Raw genomic sequence first — 21,617 nt, forward strand, 5'->3', positions numbered from 1 at the left:
CACCGCCCGCACCGGATCGCGCCTCTTCCGCGCCGCTCCGGCCTTGCACAGGCGTGCGCCGCCAGTGAGGCGCACGCCAGCGTCGTCGTCGCCCGATCCCCCTTCAAAGCACGCTGAAACACGCGCTGCCGAAGCAGACCACCGGCCGGTCGCCGCGTGGATCGGCATAGACCACGTGCCCGCCTCCCGCGGCTCCCGGCTGGGGTGCCCCGAAGAACGCCGTGACGCCGATAGGCACCTGTTGCGGCGGCGCGACCGGGCTCTGCAGCGTATCGAGAACCGCCGACAGCGAGTTGGCCGGCGGACGCGGCTGCACCGTGAGGTTCGCGCCCACATAGGTCAGGATATAGTTGGCGGACGGCCTGGCGAGGCTGCCCTGGGTGATGGCGTAGGTCCCCGCCGGCGAATTCATGTCCGCCGCCGTCGCCAGCATGCCGCTCAGCATGTCGCCGTTGGCGAGGCCGCGACCGCCGACGCTGTAGGTCAGTGCCGGATTGGCATCGCCGCTGGTCCTGCTGAGGGCGTCTGCGGTCACGGTGATCGGCCGCGGCGTCACCGTCAGCGTCGCACCGGTGAAGCCGGTCAGCGTGTAGTTGGCGGACGCGGCGAGCGAGCCCTGCAGGATGGCATAGGCGCCGATATTGCTGGTCGGCGTCGCGGCCGTGGCGAGGCTGCCGGACAGCGTATCGCCGTTGACGAGACCGCCGCCGCCGACGACGTAGGTGAGCGCCGGATTGGCATCGCCATAGGTCCGCGACTGGTCGTTCGCCGTCACCGTGATGACGCGTGGCGTGAGCGTCAGCGCCGTCGCGTTGCCGGCGGCCTGGACGAAGACATAATTGCCATTGTTGGCCGTGAGGCCCGCGCCGGTGATGCCGTAGGCGCCGACGCCGGACGCGGCGCCGGCGCTGCTCGCGAACGTCATCGTGCCGGTCGTGGCGCTGCCGAGCGTCTCGTTGTTCACGAAGCCCGTGACGGTGCCGGCGAACGCCGGATTGCTATCGCCGTACTGCCGTGTCGCGGCACCGGCGGTGTAGGTCAGCGTCGCCGGATTGATGACGAACCTGGCCGGATTCGCGGCAAAGGCCAGTGTGTAATTGCCGCCGGCCGACAACGTGCCGAGCGTATAGGCATAGGGGCCACCCGCCACCGTTTCGCCGGCGACACGGCCGAGCGCACCAGTCAAGGCGAGGCCGCTGTCGTCGATGCCGAGACCCGCGTTCACCACCCGCCCGCTCGCGCTGTAGGTGAAAGTCGGGTCCGCACCGCCATAGGTCTTCGACTGTCCGCCGGTCGGCGTAACCGTCAGCGTCGCCGGCGTCACTGTCAGCGTATTGCCGGCATAGGTGATGGCATAGTTCGCATTGTTGGCGTTGGTCACGGTGCCCTGGGCGATGGCATAGCCTCCACCGACGACGTTCTCTCCGCCCGCACGGCTCAGCGTGCCCGACAGCACGTCGCCGTTCACCAGGCCGTTGCCGCCCACCGTGAAGGAGAGCGTCGGGTCGCTGGTGCCATAGACCTTGCTCTGGGCGTCCACCGTCACGGTGATGGCACGGCGTCCGATCGACAGCGCTGTTGAATTGCCGGATGCCTGAACGAAGACGTAGTTGCCGTTGTTGGCGATCAGCCCAGAACCGGTGATGGCGTAGCCGCCGACACCGGACGCCAGGTTGGCGCTGCTCGCGAACATCGCCGTACCGGTGGTCGCGGTCGCCAGCGTCTCGTTGTTGACGAAGCCCGTGACGATCCCGGAGAACGCCGGGTTGGCGTCGCCATACGACCGGGTGGCCGCATTGGCGGTATAGGTCAGCGTCGCCGGATTGATAACGAACGCCGCCGGGTGCGCAGCAAACGCCAAGGTGTAGTTGCCGCCGGCCGACAGCGAGCCGAGCGTGTAAGCATAGGGGCCACCCGCAACCGTCTCGCCGGCGACACGGCCGAGCGCGCCGGTCAGCGCGAGGCCGCTGTCGTCGATGCCGAGCCCCGCATTCACCACACGGCCGCTCGCGGTATAGGTGAAAGTCGGATCCGCCCCGCCATAGGTCTTCGACTGCCCGCTGGTCGGCGTGATGGTCAGCGTCGCCGGGGTGATGCTCAGCGTGTTGCCGACATAGGTGATGGCATAGTTCGTATTGTTGGCGCTGGTGATGCTGCCCTGGCCGATGGCGTAGCCGCCGCCGACGACATTCTCGCCGACGACGCGGGTCAGCGTGCCTGTGAGGGTCTCGCCGCTGACCAGACCGGCGCCGCTGACCAGGTAGGTCAGGGACGGATCCGCGCTGCCATAGACCTTGCTTTGGGCGTCTGCCGTCACCGTGATGGCACGTGGCGTGATCGCGAAGCTTGCCGGATTTGTCGCCATCGCCAGCGTGTAGTTCGATCCTCCGGAGAGCGTATTGAGGGTGTAGCTGTAGGGGCCACCAACCACCGTCTCACCTGCGACGCGTCCCAGCCTGCCTGTCAGCGTGAGGCCGCTATCGTCAATTCCGAGCGTTGCGTTCACCACCCGACCGCCCACTGCGTAGGTGTAGGTCGGATTCACATTGCCGTAGGTCTTGGACTGGCCGCTATTGGGCGCGATGGTCAGCGTCGCCGGCGTAATCGCAAAGCTCGCCGGATTCGTCGCCATCACCAGCGTATAGTTCGACCCGGCGGAAAGGGTGTTGAGCGTGTAGCCGTAAGGACCGCCGGCCACGTTTTCGCCGGCCGCGCGGCCGAGCCCGCCAGTCAGCGTCAGGCCGCTGTCATTGATGCCGAGACCCGCGTTCACCACCTGACCGCTCGCGGTGTAGGCGAAGGTCGGGTCCGCCTGGCCGTAGGTCTTGGACTGTCCGGCGGTCGGGGCGATCGTCAGCGTCGCCGGCGTGATCGCGAAGGCCGCCGGGTTCGCCGCCATCACCAGCGTGTAGTTGGCGCCGGCCGACAGCGAGCCGAGGGTGTAAGCGTAGGGGCCGCCCGCAACCGTCTCACCGGCCGTACGGCCAAGCGCACCGGTCAGCGTAAGACCGCTGTCGTTGATGCCGAGGCCGGCGTTCACCACCTGCCCGCTCGCAGCATAGCCGAAGGTCGGATCGGTCTGGCCGTAGACCTTGGACTGAGCGCTGGTCGGGGCGATCGTCAGCGTTGCCGGGGTGACGGTCAGCGTATTGCCGGTATAGCTGATGGCGTAATTCGGATTGTTGGTGTTGGTGACGCTGCCCTGGCCGATGGCATAGCCGCCACCGACGACATTCTCGCCGGCGATACGGGTCAATGTGCCTGTCAGTGTATCGCCGTTGACCAGGCCGCCGCCACCGACCGTATAGCCAAGCGTCGGATCGGCGCTGCCGTACACCTTGCTCTGGGCATTCGCCGTCACCGTGATCGCACGTGCGTTGATGGTGAGATTGGCGCCCGTGAACGTCGTGATCTGGTAGTTGGCGCTGGCGTTGCCGAGATCGCCGGCCGTGATGCCATAGACACCGACGCCCGTGGACGTCGTCGCCGACGTCGCCAGCGCGCCCGACAGGCTGTCGTTGTTCACGAGCCCCTGTCCGCCGACGGTATAGGTCAGCGCCGGGTTGGCGTCGCCGTAACTGCGCGACTGGGCATCGGCCGTCACCGTGATCTGCCGTGGCGTGATGGTCAGATTGGCGCCGGTGTAGGAGGTGATCGTATAGTTGGAATTGCCGAGGGTGCCCTGCGTGATGCCATAGGTGCCGATCCCTGTGGCCGAGGCCGCCGACGTCGCCAACGCTCCCGACAGCGTGTCGCTGCCGACAAGACCGTTCACGGAATATGTGAAGGTGGGATTGGCGTCGCCATAGGCGCGCGTCGCCGCATTGGCGGTCACCGAGATGGAACGCGGCGTGATTGTCTCGTTGGCGCTGACATAGGTGATGGCGTAATTGAAATTGCCGAGCGTGCCCTGCGTGATCGCATAATTTCCGACGTTCGACGTCGAGCTTGCCAATGTCGAAAGCCCGCCCGTGAGCACGTCGCCGTTCAGCAGGCCGCCGTTCGTGATCTGATATGTCAGCGTCGGATCGGTGGTATCGCCATAGACGCGGGTTTTCGCATCGGCAGTGATCGTCAGCGGTCGCCCGGTCACCGTCAACGTGCCCGGAATATAGACCAGCCGGTAGACGTTGCCCGACGGACTCGTCACCGCGGCTCCGGATGCGGTGATGGCATAATCGCCGACATTGGAGAACTGGCCGGCCGAGGTGAAGAGGCTGGCCAGCGTGGCGAAGCTGTCGCCCGGCTTCAGGTTGCCGTAGTAAGTCGCCGTCAGCGTCGGATTGGTATCGCCATAATTGCGTGTGATCGCATTCGGCGCGATCGTCAGCACCGACAGGAAGGCATAGAGCTCCGGATAGTGCGCGACACCGGAGCCGTTGTTCTGGCCGACCTGGTTCGGCGGCGCCCAGACCCCCTGGAAGTCCCAGCCGCTAAAGAGCGTCTGGTAGTTCGAAAGATCCTGCAATTGGGCGGTTGTCTGGCCAGTGGCGTTGAAGGTGTAGAGATTGGTGCCATAGCCCTGGGACATGCCGGTTGTCGTCGTGTCCCAGAACGAGTTCGTAACCCGTCCGACACCGCTGTTATATCCGACCAGTCCGCCCAGATCCGATGTGCCGCTGACAGCGCCGGTCGCGTAGGTGCGGGTGATGATGCCGTGGTTGTAGCCGGCCAGACCGCCGACCTCGGAGCTGCCCGCAAGCCCCGTGACGGTGCCGCTGGCATAGGCGTCGCTGATCGCGCCGAAGGACTGGTTCATGCCGACAAGACCGCCGACGTTCTGCAGGCCGCTGACCGTGCCACCGGCATAGGACTGACTGATCGTTCCGAAATTCGTGCCGACAAGGCCACCCACATAGATGCCGGTGCCGGTCCCCGTTACCGATGCCGTGGAATAGCTCTGCGAGAGGACGTTGACGTTGGTCCCGACCAGGCCGCCGACACTCTGTGTTCCGGAGACGGTGCCCGTCGCATAGACGTTGGTGATCGTGCCGAGGCTGCGGGCGGCAATCACACCCACCTGATTTCCTCCCGACACCGTCGCGTTGACGACGCCGAGATTCCTGACGATCCCTTCCGCCTCGATAATGCCGAACAGGCCAGCGAGGTCGCCACGGCTGATCGACAGATTCGCGATGGTGTGACCGCCGCCGTCCAGCACGCCCCGGAACTGGACCGCGCTGCCGATCGGCACGAAGCCATAGCCGTCGCCGAGCACGTTGGAGGTGAACCAGTTGCCGGAGCTGCTGCCGAGCGCGGCGGACAGGTCGATGTTCCGCATCAGCGTGTAGGACGCGGTCGGCGCCAGCATCATCAGCTGCAGCTGATGCGCGTTGCCGATGCTGGTGGAATATTCGCTCAGCAGGAACGGCCGTGTCGCGCCATGGAGGCTGTAGGGGTTGTTGAGCGTCCCATCGGCGTCAATGATGACGAAGCCAGACGCCCCGGGCGTGGTGCCGAAGGTGAGGCCGGGCATGTTGGCCGAATTGGCGAACTGGGCGGTCGTCAAGCCGGTCGCCTGGAACGTGCCGACCGCGCCACCATTGCCGTTGCTCTTGCCAGTGGTCTGGGTGTCCCAGTAGGAATTGGTGACGCTCGCTCCACCCGACACGTCGTAGCCGACAAGACCGCCGCTCTGAGGGTTGTACGTGGCCGTGACGAGACCGGTCGCGTAGGTCTGTGTGATCGGACCCGAATTGGCCCCGACCAGTCCGCCAGCAGTGTAGCCGAAAACGCTTCCCGTCGCGTAGCTCTGCGAGATCGAACTGTTGTTCTGCCCGACAAGACCTCCCGCCGCCCCGCCCTGGGCCGACACATTGCCGCTCGCGTACGAACCGACAATGGACGCACCGTTGTAGCCGACCAGACCACCGGCATTGTCGCCGCCGGAGCCCTGGCCGCGCAACGTGTTGGTCACGTTTCCGGTGGCGTAGGAGAATTGGATGACGCCGCCCGCATTGTAACCGGCCAGTCCGCCGGAATACCGATAGCCCGAGACGCTGGCGCCCGAGAAGGAATTGGTGATGGTGCCATTGTTCTGACCGACGAGCCCACCGACATAGATGTTGCCGGTGATCGCTCCGCTGGTGACGCCGAAGTTCCTGATCTGGCCGCTGTTGCCCGTGAACAGGCCGATGACGTTGGTCGACGGGCGATTGACCGTCAGGTTCGAAACCGCGTAATTCTGTCCATCGAAGACGCCGGAGAACGGCGTTCCGGAATAGGCGTAGCTGGCGTTCATCGACAGCGTGCCGATCGGCTTGAAGCCCGCGCCGCTGTTCCAGGTCGACGTCACGCTGGCGTCAATATCGCGTCCAAGCGCGTAAGCCCCCGACAAGTTGTTGTTGACGTTCTGCAGGTCATAGACGTTGTTGACCAGCATGTAGGCGGTCAGCGAACCGCCGCCGGCGACCTTGCCGCTGTAGTCGGTCGCCGTCGCATAGCTCGTGGCATTGACCGACGGCGTGCCCGTGGCGGGATTGCTGGCCGGATTGTAATAGATGTTCACCGCGCCGGAGGTCGACACCTGGATGCCGGCGCCGAACGTGACAGTTCCGCTGCCCATCCCGCTGTTGTCGGCGCGCAGATTGACCGCAGCGCCACCGGTGTTGGTGATGGCGGCGTTGACGTTGATATTGCGATAGGCACTGAGTGTCAGGCTGTTGCCGCTGGCCCAGCTGATGGCGCTCGCGACCGTGATGTCGCCGGCGTCGGTGCCGGCGCTGCCGAAGCCACCGGTTGTGATGGTGACGTTGGCCGTGCTGAGCGCGTTCTGCAGCGTGCTGACGTTGATGATGCTGGTGCCGGTCGGCTTGAAGGTCGTCTGGCCGCTATAGGTCGCCGAGCCCTGGCTGGTGTCGGTGCCGGTCGAAATCATCACGTTATAGGGATCGAGCAACAGGTTGCCGAGCGTCCCCTTGGGCGCGGACAGGTCCGTCACGCCGGCATAACCGAGCACGCCGTGGCTCGACACCTCCGCCTCGCCGCCGTTGCCGCCATCGGCGCCGCCACGGGCCGAGATCTTGCCGGCGAAATTCGTCTGCACATCCGACCAAACCACGACATTGCCGCCGTTGCCGCTGCCGGTGGCGTCGGCTTTGATGGCGCTGGCGGCGTCCATCGTCACCGTCCTGGCGTGCTGCAGCGTGCCGCCGCCCTGGCGGTCGCCGCCGACTTTGACGTTGCCGCCCCCGGTCTTGCCGGAGGCATCGAGCCGGGCGCCGGCCAGCGCGATGTCCTGGCCGGTCACCGTGATGTTACCGCCCCTGGCCTTGCGCGACGCCGTGGTCAGCTTGCCGCTGACCGTGACCTGGCCACCTTCGCCGCCGCCGATCTCGATCGCACCGGTCTTGCCGCCGATCGAGCGCGCCTGCACCAGCCCGGAGATGTTGATGGCGTTGCGCGCCGCCTCGCGCGCCGTCGCCGCACTGATGATCACGGCGCCACCATCGGCCTTGATGGTGCCGGAGCTCTCGACCAGCGCGCCGGAGGTCTTGGCGTTGGTCGGCGCTGCCACCTGCAGGAAGCCATCGCCGGAGAAGTCGAGCGTCGCCTGCTCGCCGGAGCCGAGCCCGACCTTGCCGAGCGGCACATAGATGTTGCCACTGTTCGAGACGGTGCCGCCGATCAGCGCCATGTAGCCGCCGCGGCCGACCGTGATGGTGCCGGCGTTGCTCACCGCCGCCGACGCGCCGTTGCCGCTGAAATTGCGCTTGCCGCTCATGAAGTCGGCGTCGGAGATGCCGAGCGTCGAGGCGACGAAGCCGCCGCCGGTGGTGACGGTGCCGCTCGGGGTGATGGCGATGCCGTTGGGATTGACGAGGTAGACCTGGCCGTTGGCGGTGAGCGATCCGGCGATGCTCGACGGCGTGTTGCCGGTGACGCGGTTGAGGATGGCCGACGACGCGTTCGGCTGGTTGATGTTGACTGCATAACCCTGGCTGATTGAAAAACTCTGCCAGTTGACCACCGCGCTCTGGCTGCTCTGGTTGATGGTCAGCGTCGACGACGACGGCTGCGACACGCTGACGCTGCCTGCCGCGACGCTGCCGCCGGTCGGCAGATTTTGCGCCGAGGCCGTGACCACGAGGCCGGGTGACGTCAACGCTGAGGTCGCAAGCAACAGCGCAAGGTGCGGCGCGCGAGAGCGAAGACGCGAACCAGTGCCAACAGGAGCCGAGCGCATCATCTTATTCTTTCAAAAAACCTGAAACAGGACGTCGCGAGTGATAGTTTGGTCGCGGCGCCGCTGCGGCCATGACCAAATCCGATTTAGAGAGCGCCAAAGCACATGCCTCCGACACAGACGAACGCCTGGTCCGAGCGAGGATCGGCATAGAACGTGGCAACGCCGTTTGCTGTCATGATCCGCGGCGCGCCCTGAATGGCGGTCACGCCCACCGGCAGCGCCACCGGCGTGGCGTTGGGGGCGAAGAGACGATCGATGATGGCGGAGTAGTTCAAAGCCGGCCGCGGCTGCACGATCAGATTGGCGCCGACATAGGTCAGCAGATAATTGGCCGAGGCCGCGACCGTGCCCTGGGTGATGGCGTAGCTGCCGACCAGCGAAGTCGTATCCGCCGAGGTCGCCAGCGCGCCCGTGAGGATGTCGCCGTTGGCGAGGCCCGCGCCGCCGATGACATAGGTCAGCGCCGGGTTCGGCTCGCCATTGAACTTCGTTTTCACATCGGCAGTCACCGTGATCGGCCGTTGCGTCACGGTCAGCGTCGAACCGGTGAAGCTGGCCAGCGTGTAGTTGGCGGAAGCCGCGAGGGACCCCTGCGTGATGGCATAGCTGCCGACATTGCTGGCTGCCGTCGCCGACGTGAACATACTGCCGGATAGCGTGTCGCCGTTCACCAGCCCCATGCCGCCGACAGTGTAGCTCAGGGAGTTGGCATCGCCATAGATGCGGCTCCGCGCATCTGCCGACACGGTGATCGAGCGCGGCGTCACGGCCAGTGTCGCGCCATTGTAGATCAGCGCGTAGTTCGACGAGGCTGCGAGCGCCCCCTGGGTGATGGCATAGCCGCCCACGTTGCTGGTCGTCGTTGCTGGCGAGGCGAGGCTGCCGGACAGCGTGTCGCCGTTCACGAGGCCAGCGCCGCCGAGCGTGTAGGTGAAGGCAGGATTGGCGTCGCCATAGATGCGGCTCTTGGCATCCGCCGTCACCGTGATCGCCCGCGGCGTCACGGTCAGTGTCGCGCCGGTGTAGGTCAGCGCGTAGTTCGAAGAGGCCGCGAGCGAGCCCTGCGTAATGGCATAGCCACCAATATTGCTGGCTGCAGTCGCCGTCGAAGCAAGGCTGCCAGACAGCGTGTCGCCGTTGACCAGACCTCCGCCGCCGATGGCGTAGCTGAAGGCCGGATTGCCGTCGCCATAAGCCCGGCTCTGCGCATCCGCCGTCACGGTGATCGCGCGCTGGTTCACCGTCAGCCGGCCGTCGCTGGCGAACCTGAATGCATATCCGCTCCGGCTGGTCAGCGTGCCCCGCGCGACGTCGATGGTGTCAGGCGAGCCGGCGACATTGGCCGTCGCGTCGGCGCCGGTCGATGTGACGCTGGCCGTGCCGTAGTGCGCCGTCCCGGCGCTGTCGCCGAGATACACGCCGGCGATGCCGGCGTCATAGCCCGTGATCACGTAGTTACCGGCGATCGCGGCGCTGGCATCCTCGCCATAGGTCTTGCTGGCGTCCGTCGAGGTGACGGTGAGGGTCCGCGTGGCGGAGAAGACGTAGCGGCTGCCAGCGAGCGGGACGCTGCCGGGCGCCAGCGTCGCAAAGGTGTTGCCGAAGATCGCTGTGCGGCCGCTGTCCAGATTGCCGAACGTGTCGCCGGCCGGATCGGCGGAATAGACCAGCCAGCGCCCGCGGGTCGCCGTCACCACATCCGAGCCGCGATTGTTGATGAAGGCCCCGGTCGCCGCGAGCACCGGGCTGGGGCCGCTCACCGTCACGTCGGAGGCGATGGTGAGATCTCCGTCGGTCGAAACAGTCAATCCGCCGGATGTCGCGACTCCGCCGGTCGTCGCGCCCGTCGCATTCCCGAGCGAGCCGATGGTCAGGCTTCTGGTGTTGATGACGGTCAGGTCACCGGCATTGGCGGCCAGCGTGCCGACCTGGTTGCCTCCGGCATTGAGCGTGAACGAGCCGGATCCGGTGAGCAGCAGCCCGCCGGCGGAAACGGCCGCGCTCTGCGTCACCGTGCCGCTGGACGACAGCGCCAGTGTTCCCGAGAGCGACAATGCCTGATCGAGGGCGAAGCTCGACGCCGCGCTGTCGATCTGGCGATTGGCGAGGGCCATACTGGATGCTGCAGTCGAGCCGACGGTCGTGCTGAACGCCGTGTTGAGGGCCGACAGCGAGCCGATCGAGCTGTCCGACGTGTCACGACGCCAGCCGTCGGTCAGATTGAGATTTGTCGTCAGCTGGCCAACAGCGCCGGTGCGGAACGCGATCGCGCCGCTGGAATCCGACGTCGAGGCGGCAATGCCGCTCGCGTTTGCGACCGTCCCCGCAGGCGCGAAGACATAGTAATAGCCGTTGACACCCGTCGACGCCGAACCCACGACCACGCCGCCATTGGTGACCGACACGGTTGCCAGCCAAGGAGAAACGCCGTTCTGCCGGGTGGCGTAGCCGGACACGGCCCGCACGCCGTTCGGGAAGAAGCTCTTAAGGTACGGATAAAGCCCGCTGGAGCCACCCGCGAATGCGCCGCCAAGGCCGCTTGCGCCGCCCGACTGGAATTGGGCCGTGGTCAGATCTTGGCCGCCCCCGCCCCTGCCGGTGGTGGAAGTGTCGGCATAGACATTGGTCAGCGCAAGGCCGCTCCCCCCGCCGATCAGGCCGCCGGCGTACACGCCGGCGGAAGGGCCGGTCGCATAGCCGTTGGTCAGCGAACCGCCGTCGCCACGGCCGATCAGTCCGCCGGCATAATTTCCCGCCGCGGCGCCGGTGGCGAAGACGTCACGGATGGTGCTGTTGGTCGCCCATCCGACAAGCCCGCCGTTTCTTACGCCGCCGCTGGACGACCCGGTCGCAAACGAATTCACGAGCAGGCTGCTGAACAGATCACCGATCAGCCCGCCGGCGCTTCCCCCAGAGACCGATGTGGTAGCGTAGGCGTTTGCGACGACACCACCGTTGTTGACTCTGGCGACCAGCGCGCCGCTGGAATAGCCTCCCGTCACGGAACCGCCGATCACGCCGATATCCCGCACGGTGCCGGTGAGATAGCCGAACAGCCCAGCATAAGTGCTGCTATCGATGGTCAGGCCGGTAACGGTGTGACCAAGACCATCGAACGTACCGGAGAAAATGCCGACGATCGCGTTCGAATAGCTGCCGGTCGGGCTGAGCGAATTTACCAGCGCATAGTTTCCGCTGCCATTGTTGATGCCGGCGAGGTCATCCATCGTGTAGAGCAGCTGATAGCTCTGGCCGTTGATCGACAGCGTGCCGCCGGCGCTCGCTGTTGCGGCGGAGCCGTCGGCGTTGACATAGGTCAGCGGCGCGCCGATCGCGAACGTCAAGTTGGTGGGGTCGCTCGCGTCGTAGCCGAGCGCCGCCGTGCTTGCCCCCTGCATCGTGACCGGAGCGTTGATCCTGAGTGCTCCTGCACTGTTGAGCGTCAGGCTTCCGCCATCCTGGATGGTGATCGCGCTGGAGACGATGAGCGGCGCGCCCGCTGTCGTGGTGCGCGCGGCAAAGCTGCTCGCATTGATCGCCTGGTCGACAGTGAAGCTCGCCCCCGTGGCGGTGATATCGTAGACGGTCGCCCCGTTGATCGCCGCGATCGCGGCCGCGTTGCCGCCTGCTGCTGCCGCGACGTTGGCCTTGACGTTGGACAGCAGCGTTGCCGACGTCGGCGCTGTCAGCCGTTGGCCGTAGAGATTGACGCCACCTTGGGACACCGCGCCGGTCGCCGTGGTCAGCGTGGCGGAATTCGCGTTGGAATAGCTGAGCAGGCTCGCGCCGTTGTCCAGCGCGCCCGGCGCGAAGGCGAAATAGTAATAGCCGTTCGCGCCCGACGAGATCGTTCCGAGACTGATGCCGCCCGCGACGAGACCGATCGATGCGCCGGCGAGCCCGATCGTGCCGCCGTCGGAATAGGCTGTTCCGGACACGACTTGCGGACCGCTCGGATAGAAACTCGACAGATAGGGATACAGCCCCGCATCCGCGCCCCAGACCGTGGACGACAATCCCGGCGGCAGAGTCCCCGACTGCAGGTCGGCCGTGGACACGCCGCCGGCCTGCACCGCGCCGTTGACGTCGTAGCCTGCGGCGGCCGATGTGCCGCTGGTATGCGCGTTCCAATACAAGTCATAGCTGAGATGAGGGGTGGCCGGCGCGACGTAACCGGCGATGCCGCCGACATACCCGCCGCTGCTGATCACCATGCCGGTGAACAGGCTTTGCTGGATCCCGCCGCCCTCGAGGCTGCCCACCAGACCGCCGACATACTGACCGGCGCTGACCATGCCTGATGCGACGCTGGTCTTGATCAGCCCGGTGTTCCGTCCGGCCAGGCCGCCGGCGTACTGTCCGCCCGTCGTCACATCGCCGGTGGCGAAGCTGGACTGGATCGTGCCCGTGTTGAAGCCGATGAGGCCGCCGACGTATTGCGAGCCATAGACGGTTGCGGAGGAGTAGCTGGTCTGCACCACGCCGCCGTTGTTGCTTCCGGCGAGGCCGCCGGTGGTGAGGTTGCCGTTCACCGAACCGCCGACCAGGCCGAAGTTCGACAGCGTGCCGAACAGCACCCCGATCATGCCGTTGTTGTTGAGGCCACCACCTATGTTCAGGTTCGAGACGGTATGGCCGAGGCCGTCGAGCTTGCCGCCGAACCCGCCCATTAGTTGCTGATTGTAGGTGATCCCGCTGGCGTCGAGATTGGTGGCGAGCGCGTAGTTGCCGGTAATACCGGCGCCGTAGGTTGCGATCGTGGCGCCGGTCGTCGAATTGATGCCGTCGATGGCATCGAAATTGGCCATCGAATAGACCAGCGTGTACGTCGTGCCGTTCAGCTTGAACGTGCCGCCATTGTTGGTCGCGCCGTAATCGATCGAGGCGCCGCGCGCGAACGTGAGGCCGGTGGTGCTGACATCCGCGACCGTGGCGGCGGTGATGTTGACGGTGCCTGCGCCGGTGACGCTGATGGTCTTGTTGACCTGGACGCCGCCACCGGCGTTAAGGTTCAAGGTGCCGGTCCCATTGAGGGTCATGAGCGCGTTGACGGCGATATTGCGCGCAGCACTCAGCGTCAAGGTCGTGCCGGACGACCAGGCAACTGGGGCCACGACGGTGATGTCACCGGCCTGCGATCCCCCCGACCCCGTCGTCACGTTGACATTACCGAGTCCCAGCGCGGCCTGCAGCGTGCCGACATTGATGACGCTGTCATTGCCGGTTGCGGAAAAGCCCGACGTATCGGCGCCATTCGAGATGATGACGTTGTAGGGATCGAGCAGCAGGGTGCCGAAGCTGCCCTTCGTCGCGGAGAGGTCCGTGAGGCCGGTATAGCCGAGCTTCGCCTTGCCCGAGACTTCCGCCTCGCCGCCATTGCCACCATCGGCGCCGCCGCGAGCGGAGATTCTGCCGCCGAAGTTGGTCTGGACATCCGACCACACCACCACGTTGCCGCCGTTGCCAGTGCCGGTGGCGTCGGCCTTGATAGTACTGGCGGCATCGATGGACGTGGTCTGCGCACGCTGCAGCGTGCCGCTCCCCTGGCGGTCACCGCCAATCCTGACATTGCCGCCACCGGTCTTGCCGGAGGCATCGAGCCGGGCGCCGGCGAGCGCAATGTCCTTGCCGGTCACCGTGATGTTGCCGCCCTTACTCTTGCGCGACGCCGTGGTCAGCGTGCCGCTGACCTTGACTTGCCCGCCCTCGCCGCCGCCGATCTCGATCGCGCCGGTCCTGCCGCCGATCGAGCGCGCCTGCACCAGCCCGGAGATGTTGACGGCATTGCGGGCCGCCTCGCGCGCGGTCGCCGCGCTGATGATCACGGCGCCGCCGTCGGCCTTGATGGTGCCGGAGCTTTCGACCAGCGCGCCGGAGGTCTTGGCGTTGGTCGGCGCTGCCACCTGCAGGAAGCCGTCGCCGGAGAAATCGAGCGTTGCCTGCTCGCCGGAGCCGAGGCCGACCTTGCCGAGCGGCACATAAATGTTGCCGCTGTTCGAGACGGTGCCGCCGATCAGCGCCGCATAGCCACCACGCCCCACCGTGATGGTGCCGGCGTTGCTGACCGCCGCCGACGCGCCATTGCCGCTGAACGAGCGCTTGCCGTTCATGAAATCGGCATCGGAGATGCCGAGCGTCGAGGCCACGAAGCCGCCGCCGGTGGTGACGGTGCCGCTCGGGGTGATGGCGATGCCGTTGGGATTGACGAGGTAGACCTGGCCGTTGGCCGTGAGAGAGCCTGCGATGCTCGACGGCGTGTTGCCGGTGACCCGATTGAGGATCGCCGATGACGCGTTGGGCTGGTTGATGTTGACGGAATAACCCTGGCTGATCGAGAAGCCCTGCCAGTTGACCACCGCGCTCTGGCTGCTCTGATTGATGGTCAGCGTCGACGGCGACGGCTGCGACACGCTGACGCTGCCCGCCGCGACACTGCCGCCGGTCGGCAGGTTCTGCGCCGAGGCCGTGGTGGCGAGAGCCGGTGCCGTCAGGGCCGTGGTGGCGAGCAGCAACGCCAGCCGCCGGGGCCGGAGCCGGAACCGCAAGGAAGCTGTCACGACCGCCGAACGCATCGCGTGCTCTCTCAAAACCGGAATGCGGATGTGACGATGACGCGCTGATTGCCCGCCGCGGTGTTGCTGTGGCCGTGGCCATATTCAATCGCCAGCGTGCCGTTGCTCAGCGTTCCCGGCACGGCGCCACCGAAGCGGACACCGCCGCCATAGGCGCTGGCGCGGGTGACGGCCTGCTCCTGCGCGGTCGGATTGACCTGGCGCACCTCGCCATAGCCGCCGAAGATGTAAGGCATGGCGACGACGCCGAACGGCACGTTCTGGATCGGCAGCGTCCACGGCGAGATGATTTCGCCGCGCGCCACAAAACCGCTGTCGCCGATGATCGAGCCGGTGTCGAATGCAGAGAGACCGCCGGCATCGGCGATGCCGAAGCGTTCGCTGGCGAGCAGCGGTTCGCCGAACGACGTCTGTCCGCGCAAGACGGCACTGACCGCCAGATGCTCCATGAAGCTCTGATAGTAGTTCAGCGAGGCTTCGAGTTTCTGGAACCGGGCATCGGCGCCGTTGCGCGACAGCGGCAGGATTGGCGTCGCATCACTGAGGCCGCGCGCGCCCAATCCATCAAGTCCGAACGATGCCTTGACCCGCCCGCTCAACGTGGCGCCCCAGGGCGTGTAATAGTCCGCTTCCTGGGTGAAGCGGACGATCCGCAGCCGGTCCTGCGACAGCGGCACGAGATTGGCGCCGACGAACAGGCTGTTGGTCTCGTTCTGGGCGTCGAACGCCAGTTCCTGGCTGTAGTTGAGCATCCGGCTGCGCAGCCACGAGTAGCGCAGGCGCAGCGACAGGCGGTCGAACACGTCGGTCGACGCCACGTTCGACTGCGGCAGCGGCGTCGTCCGCGACTGGGTGTATTCCGGATTGAATGTGACCCCGTCGATGAACACCGGGACCACCACGCCCGCCGCCAGCGAGCGGTTGCGCGGATAGCGACCGAAGAAGTCGCCGTCCTCGGGATGGCCGTTGGCGCGCAGGTAGACCAGCTCGCCGAGACCCGCGACGCTGTTGAGATCGACGCCCGCGCCCCAGAACGTGCGCCCGAGGGCCCTGGACAGCGAGTTGTCGAACGACACCACGCCGCTGACCGGCTGGTACTTGGCGTCGATGACGAGCACCGTTGCGCCCTGGCCCTCGCCGGGCGCCAGCGTCGAGCGCAGGATCACGCCCGGCGTGTCGCCGGCCAGCAGCAGCGCGCGCTCGATCTGGCGCTGCGTGACCTGGTCCTTGCCACGCAGCGGCTCCAGCAGCGTGGCGATGCGGCCGCGCACCCGCTCGGGAACGTCCTTGAGCTCGATGCGCTGGATGTAGCCACTGACCACGACGAGCCGCAGCCGACTACCGTCGACCAGCTTCTGCGGCGGCAGGATCACGCGCGCCAGCACATAGCCGGCCGCGGCATAAGCGGCCTCGAGATCACGCGCGGCGGCAAAGATCTCGGCACCGGACACAGACCTCCCCGAGAGCTTCGCCTCCAGCGCGGAGGTCGCTCCCCGAAGGTCGGCAAGGCCGCCCTCGACCCGGACGCCGGCCAGCCTCACGAACAGCTTCTCGGCGCCCGCGGGAGTGCCGAGGCCACCGCCGCCGTTCAGCGAGAAGCCGCCGGGCCGCTCCAGGTCCGGCCGGAAGCTCGGCGGGGTGATCTGCGACGCCGTCTGGGCCTTCGCCGGCATCGCGGCGGACATCGCCAGCGCAACCCCGGCGAGGAGCGCAGCGATCGGGCCGCCATGCCGCGGGGCGAGGGCCGTCGATCCCGAGGCATCGGGACGGACCCGGCCAGCGGATTCGCCGGAGCGCACGGTGCGCAGCATCAGTAACGGCAAGACTTCGCCCTCACAATCCAACGTCCACGAGCGAAGCGATAGCGAACATCCAGCCCGCCGGTGGTCCGGCAAGAGGCGGCTCGCTCTGTCGACGCTTCGCACGCGCTTTTGTGCTTTGATTGGCGGATTTTGTCGTCTCAACCGGCGCAAGCCAACAGGCGCACAGGGCGATTTCAGAAAATATCAGATTCTCAGAATCTCATATAAGAATCGATATTCGCTATGTTTTTCGCCGCAGGCGAGGCTTCGCGACGCCCTCGCGTGGAGGCCCCGGAAGAAGGCCGAAATCGCAGGTGATCAGTAGTCGACCCGCATCAGATAAAGCCCCTCCGGCGGAGCCACGGGTCCGCAGGCGGAGCGGTCGCGCGCGTCGAGCGCCGCCTTGAGATCGGCGGGGCTCCAGCGCCCCTCCCCGACCCACACCAGCGACCCCACCATCGAGCGCACCTGGCTGTGCAGGAACGAACGCGCCGACGTCACGATGCTGACATGGTCGCCGTCGCGGATCACGTCGAGCTGATCCAGTGTCCTGTCGGGCGACTTCGCCTGGCATTCGGTATCGCGGAAGGTGGTGAAGTCGTGTTTGCCGACCAGCGCCTGGGCAGCCAGATGCATCGCCGCGGTATCGAGCGGCTTCGGTACCCGCCAGGCAAAGCCGAAGTCGAGCGCGAGATCGGCGCGGCGGTTGATGATCCGATAGAGATAATGTCGCTTGATGGCCGAGAAGCGCGCTTCGAAATCATCCGCCACGCGCTCGGCCGCCAGCACGCCGACCGGATGGGGCCGCAGATGGGCGTTGAGGGCGTCGCGCACCACGTCGGGGCGGAAATCACGCGACAGGTCGACATGCGCCACCTGCCCCCTGGCATGAACGCCGGCATCGGTGCGGCCGGCGCCGTGCACCCGGACATTCTCGCCGCTCAGCGCCTTCGCGGCATCTTCAAGCGCACCTTGCACCGAGGGATGATCATCCTGCACCTGCCAGCCGCGAAACGGCCGGCCATCATACTCAATGGTGAGCTTGTAGCGCGGCATCAGGCGGCCCCGAGCCGCTCGAACGCGCCGGCATAGGCGATGCGCCCCTGCCCCGGCGCCGCGGACGCCAGAGCCAGCGCCTGGAAACCGGGGCCGGCATACTCGCAGGCGAACCCCGCCGCGGACGCAGCAGAATAGCCGAAACGGCCATAATAGGCGGGATCGCCGAGCACGAAGGCGATGGTCTCGCCGCCCGCGTGCAACCGGCGATGGCCGTCCTCGATCAGCGCCTGGGCGATCCCCTTGCAGCGGTGCGCCGCATCCACCGCCACCGGCGCGAGGCTGACGCCGGCGACCTGCGTGCCATTGGTGTCGATCCACAACCGCGAGAACGCGACATGGCCGATGATGGCGCCATCCTGCTCGGCCACCAGCGACAGCAGCAGATCGCCATCGGCCCGCAAACGATCGACCAGATCGGCTTCCGCCGCCGTGCCGAACGCGCCGCTGACGATGCGATGGATCGCGGCCCGGTCCGCCGCGGTTTCCAGACGAATGTTCATGGCAGCGTCAGGCCGGACGGCACCGCCGTGCCGCGCAGGAAGACGTCGGCCTTCATCGGCTGCTTGCCGGCGCGCTGCAGCTCGATGATGCGGATCGCGCCGTCGCCGCAGGCGATGGTGAGCTGCTCGTCCAGCACCGTGCCCGGCGCACCGGACGCGGTCGCCAGCGCGCAGCGCAGGATCTTGACCCGCACCGCCTCGCCGTCGAGCGGCATCTCGCACCACGCGCCGGGGAACGGCGACAGGCCATGGCAGTGCCGCAGCACCTCGCGCGCCGGACGGCGCCAGTCGATGCGCGCCTCCGCCTTGTCGATCTTGGCGGCGTAAGTCACACCTTCGCTCTTTTGCGGCGTGACCTGCAGCGTGCCGCGCTCCAGCGCGCCCATCGCCCGGCCCATCAGGTCGGCGCCGATGCGCGCGAGCTTGTCGTGCAGGTCGGTGGCGGTCATCGCATCGGTGATGGCAATGCGTTCGGCCATCGCGACGTCGCCGGTATCGAGGCCGACATCCATCTTCATGACCATGACGCCGCTCTCGGCATCCCCGGCCATGATGGCGCGGTTGATCGGCGCCGCGCCGCGCCAGCGCGGCAGCAGCGACGCGTGCAGGTTGAAACAGCCGAGCGGCACGGCGTCGAGGATCGCCTGCGGCAGGATCAGGCCATAGGCGACGACGACGGCCGCGTCGGCGCCGAACGCCAGGAAGGCGGCCTGCGCGTCCTCGGTCTTCAGCGTCTTCGGGGTCAGCACGGGCAGGCCGAGCCGGCGCGCCTCGCGCTCCACCGGCGTCACCTGCTCCTTCATGCCGCGGCCGGCCGGCTTCGGCGCGCGGGTATAGACCGCGACGATGTCATGGCCCTGTGCCACCAGTTCCAGCAGCGTCGGCACCGCGAAATCCGGGGTGCCCATGAAGATCAGACGCAGCGACATGACGGGACCTTGTTGCGTTCGCACACGGACGCTCGGAAAGCGCGAGCCGGTCCGTGGCGACGTCCGGCGACCAGCGATCTCAACCCGTGACCCGTTGCTTCGCCGCCTTGGTGAACTTCTTCATCACACGGTCCCGCTTGAGCTTCGAAAGATAGTCGACGAACAGCACGCCGTTGAGATGGTCGATCTCGTGCTGGATGCAGGTGGCGAACAGGCCGGTGGCCTCTTCCTCCTGCACGTTGCCGTCGAGATCCAGGTAGCGGATGCGCACCGTGGCGGGCCGCTCGACCTCCTCGTAATATTCGGGGATCGACAGGCAGCCTTCCTCGTAGACCGACAACTCCTCGGACGCGGAGATGATCTCCGGATTGATGAAGACGCGCGGCTGCTTCTGCTCGTCGTCCTTCTTTGCCAGGTCCATGGTGATCAGCCGCACCGGCTCGGCGATCTGGATCGCGGCGAGCCCGATGCCGGGCGCGTCGTACATGGTCTCGAACATGTCGTCCGCGAGCTTGCGCACCTGCGGCGTGACTTTTTCGATCGGTTTCGACACCAGGCGAAGCTGCTTGTCGGGAAGGATGATGATCTCGCGAATGGCCATGGCGCGCGATGTAATCCGGGCGTCCGCCGCGGTCAATTGCAGGAGGGCAAAACCGGGTGCCGGGACCGTGGCGCGACATTTACCGATGATTAACCATGAATTTTAACGGCTTATTAAGGCCAAATGTTCCCTCTTCGTTCGCGCGAAACCCCGAATCGGGCTAAGTTGGCGCCATGAACGAGATCCTGTTTGTCCTCGACGGCACGCCCGTCCGTGCGTGGCTCGCCCTGCTGCTGTTCGGCATCCTGGTCGTCGCCATGCTGCTGGTCATCGCCATTGTGATCGCCCGCGGCAGCGGCCGCAGCCACGCCGCGGCGATGGCCCAGGCGATTCGCGCTGACGAACTCGAGGAGCGCGTCGCCGACCTGCTGCGCGCCCAGACCCAGGCCCAGGGCCGCATCGACGCCATGGGGCAATCGCTCGCCGGCCGTCAGGCCGAGATGGCTCGCGCCGTGAGCGAGCGCCTCGACGCCGTCGGCCATCGCGTCGGCCAGTCGATGGAGCAGACCACGCGCCACACCGCCGAGAGCCTGCGCGCCCTGCATGAGCGGCTCGGCATCATCGACAGCGCCCACAAGAACCTCACCGAGCTCACCACCCAGGTGACCACGCTGCGTGACGTGCTCGCCAACAAGCAGGCGCGCGGTGCCTTCGGCCAGGCGCGCATGGAGGCGATCGTGCAGGACGGCCTGCCGAAAGGCGCCTACGAGTTCCAGCATACCCTTTCCACCGGCAAGCGCCCGGACTGCGTCGTCTACCTGCCGGACCAGCGCCCGCTGTGCATCGACGCCAAGTTCCCGCTGGAGGCAGTGACCGCGCTGCGCGAGGCCCGTGGCGAAGACGAGAAAAAGTCCGCCGCACAGCGGCTGCGCCAGGATGTGATGAAGCATGTCGGTGACATCGCCGACAAATACCTCATCGCCGGCGAGACCCAGGACACCGCGCTGATGTTCGTGCCGTCGGAATCGGTCTATGCCGAGATCCACGACGGCTTCGACGACATCGTGCAGAAGGCCTACCGCGCCCGCGTCGTGCTGGTTTCACCTTCGCTGCTGATGCTGGCGATCCAGGTGATGCAGCAGATCCTCAAGGACGCGCGCATGCGCGATGCCGCCGACCAGATCCGCACCGAAGTGATGAACATGATGGGCGACGTCGAGCGGCTGCGCGACCGTGTCAGCAAGCTCGGCTCGCATTTCGATCAGGTCAGCGAGGATGTGCGCCAGGTGCTGATCTCGGTCAACAAGATCGGCAAACGGGCCGCCAAGATCGAGGAGCTCGACTTCTCCTCGCCGGCGGAAGCGGACGCCCCCGCCGCGAAGAGCGGGCCGGAACTGTTCGCCGTGACGCCTGCGGCCCGCAAGCTGCGCGCCGGCGAATAGCCTGTGGCGATCGGTCCCTTGACGGGACCCCGCCGCATCGTTGTCCTTGCCGTATCGCGTGCGCATCGCGCACCGCCCCGATAGCGATACGGAGCTTGCCGATGACGCCCTACGACCGCCTCGCCGCGCTGGGACTGCAATTGCCGAGGCCCGCACCGGCAGCCGCCAACTATGTGCCGTTCCTGCGCCATGGCAACGATCTCTATATCGCCGGCCAGGGCCCGTTCGACACCGCCGGCAAGCTGCACACCGGCAAGGTCGGGCGCGACCTCACCGTCGAGCAGGCCTATGACCACGCCCGCCTCACCGGCCTCAACGTGCTGGCGCAGGTCCACGCCGCGACCGGCGATCTCGGCCGCGTCGTGCAGGTGGTCAAGGTGCTCGGCATGGTCAACGCCACCGAGGATTTCAGGGATCATCCCAAGGTGGTCAACGGCTGCTCCGACCTGTTCGTCGCGGTGTTCGGCGACGCCGGCCGCCATCCGCGCTCGGCCGTCGGCATGAACTCGTTGCCGATGGGGCTGAGCGTCGAGGTCGAGGCGATCTTCGCCATCCGGTAGGCCGCCCCGGTGGCCGGTTCGCCG

General features: G+C 66.7%; 9 protein-coding genes. 2 read left to right on the plus strand and 7 right to left on the minus strand.

Features of this window, described 5'->3' with window-relative positions:
• Positions 1-103: 103 nt before the first annotated feature.
• From JQ639_RS17945 to def, 7 genes are all read right to left on the minus strand, one after another.
• On the minus strand, positions 104-8,104 hold the full coding sequence (locus tag JQ639_RS17945) for an MBG domain-containing protein (RefSeq protein ID WP_211967454.1): 8,001 nt from the start codon (positions 8,102-8,104) through the stop codon (positions 104-106).
• 167 nt (positions 8,105-8,271) lie between these two features.
• Positions 8,272-14,733, minus strand: a complete 6,462-nt coding sequence (locus JQ639_RS17950; protein WP_211967455.1) for an MBG domain-containing protein — start codon at positions 14,731-14,733, stop codon at positions 8,272-8,274.
• 38 nt (positions 14,734-14,771) lie between these two features.
• A complete protein-coding gene (locus JQ639_RS17955; protein ID WP_211967456.1) occupies positions 14,772-16,583 on the minus strand; it encodes a ShlB/FhaC/HecB family hemolysin secretion/activation protein in 1,812 nt (603 codons plus the stop codon).
• A gap of 297 nt (positions 16,584-16,880) precedes the next feature.
• Positions 16,881-17,618 (minus strand): tRNA pseudouridine(38-40) synthase TruA, encoded by a 738-nt coding sequence (gene truA, locus JQ639_RS17960; RefSeq protein WP_211967457.1) that lies wholly within the window; start codon positions 17,616-17,618, stop codon positions 16,881-16,883.
• Positions 17,618-18,121, minus strand: coding sequence for a GNAT family N-acetyltransferase (locus tag JQ639_RS17965; protein ID WP_211967458.1), 504 nt, complete (start codon positions 18,119-18,121; stop codon positions 17,618-17,620). The genes truA and JQ639_RS17965 overlap by 1 nt, the downstream gene beginning before the upstream one ends.
• Positions 18,118-19,050, minus strand: coding sequence for a methionyl-tRNA formyltransferase (gene fmt / locus JQ639_RS17970; protein ID WP_211967459.1), 933 nt, complete (start codon positions 19,048-19,050; stop codon positions 18,118-18,120). Before fmt ends, JQ639_RS17965 begins: the two co-directional genes overlap by 4 nt.
• Before the next feature lie 79 nt (positions 19,051-19,129).
• Complete coding sequence (def, locus tag JQ639_RS17975; RefSeq protein WP_211967460.1) at positions 19,130-19,651, minus strand: peptide deformylase; 522 nt, start codon at positions 19,649-19,651, stop codon at positions 19,130-19,132.
• Between the two features lie 173 nt (positions 19,652-19,824).
• Here def and JQ639_RS17980 point away from each other — a divergent pair, with 173 nt between their 5' ends.
• Both JQ639_RS17980 and JQ639_RS17985 read left to right on the plus strand, forming a co-directional pair.
• A complete protein-coding gene (locus JQ639_RS17980) occupies positions 19,825-21,033 on the plus strand; it encodes a DNA recombination protein RmuC (RefSeq protein ID WP_211967461.1) in 1,209 nt (402 codons plus the stop codon).
• 101 nt (positions 21,034-21,134) lie between these two features.
• Positions 21,135-21,593 carry a RidA family protein gene (locus tag JQ639_RS17985; RefSeq protein WP_211967462.1) on the plus strand — a complete coding sequence of 153 codons (459 nt, stop codon included), beginning with the start codon at positions 21,135-21,137 and terminating at the stop codon, positions 21,591-21,593.
• The last annotated feature ends 24 nt before the right edge of the window (positions 21,594-21,617 follow it).

Origin of the sequence: Bradyrhizobium sp. U87765 SZCCT0048 (genome assembly GCF_018131225.1) — a bacterium.
Classification (GTDB): domain Bacteria; phylum Pseudomonadota; class Alphaproteobacteria; order Rhizobiales; family Xanthobacteraceae; genus Bradyrhizobium_A.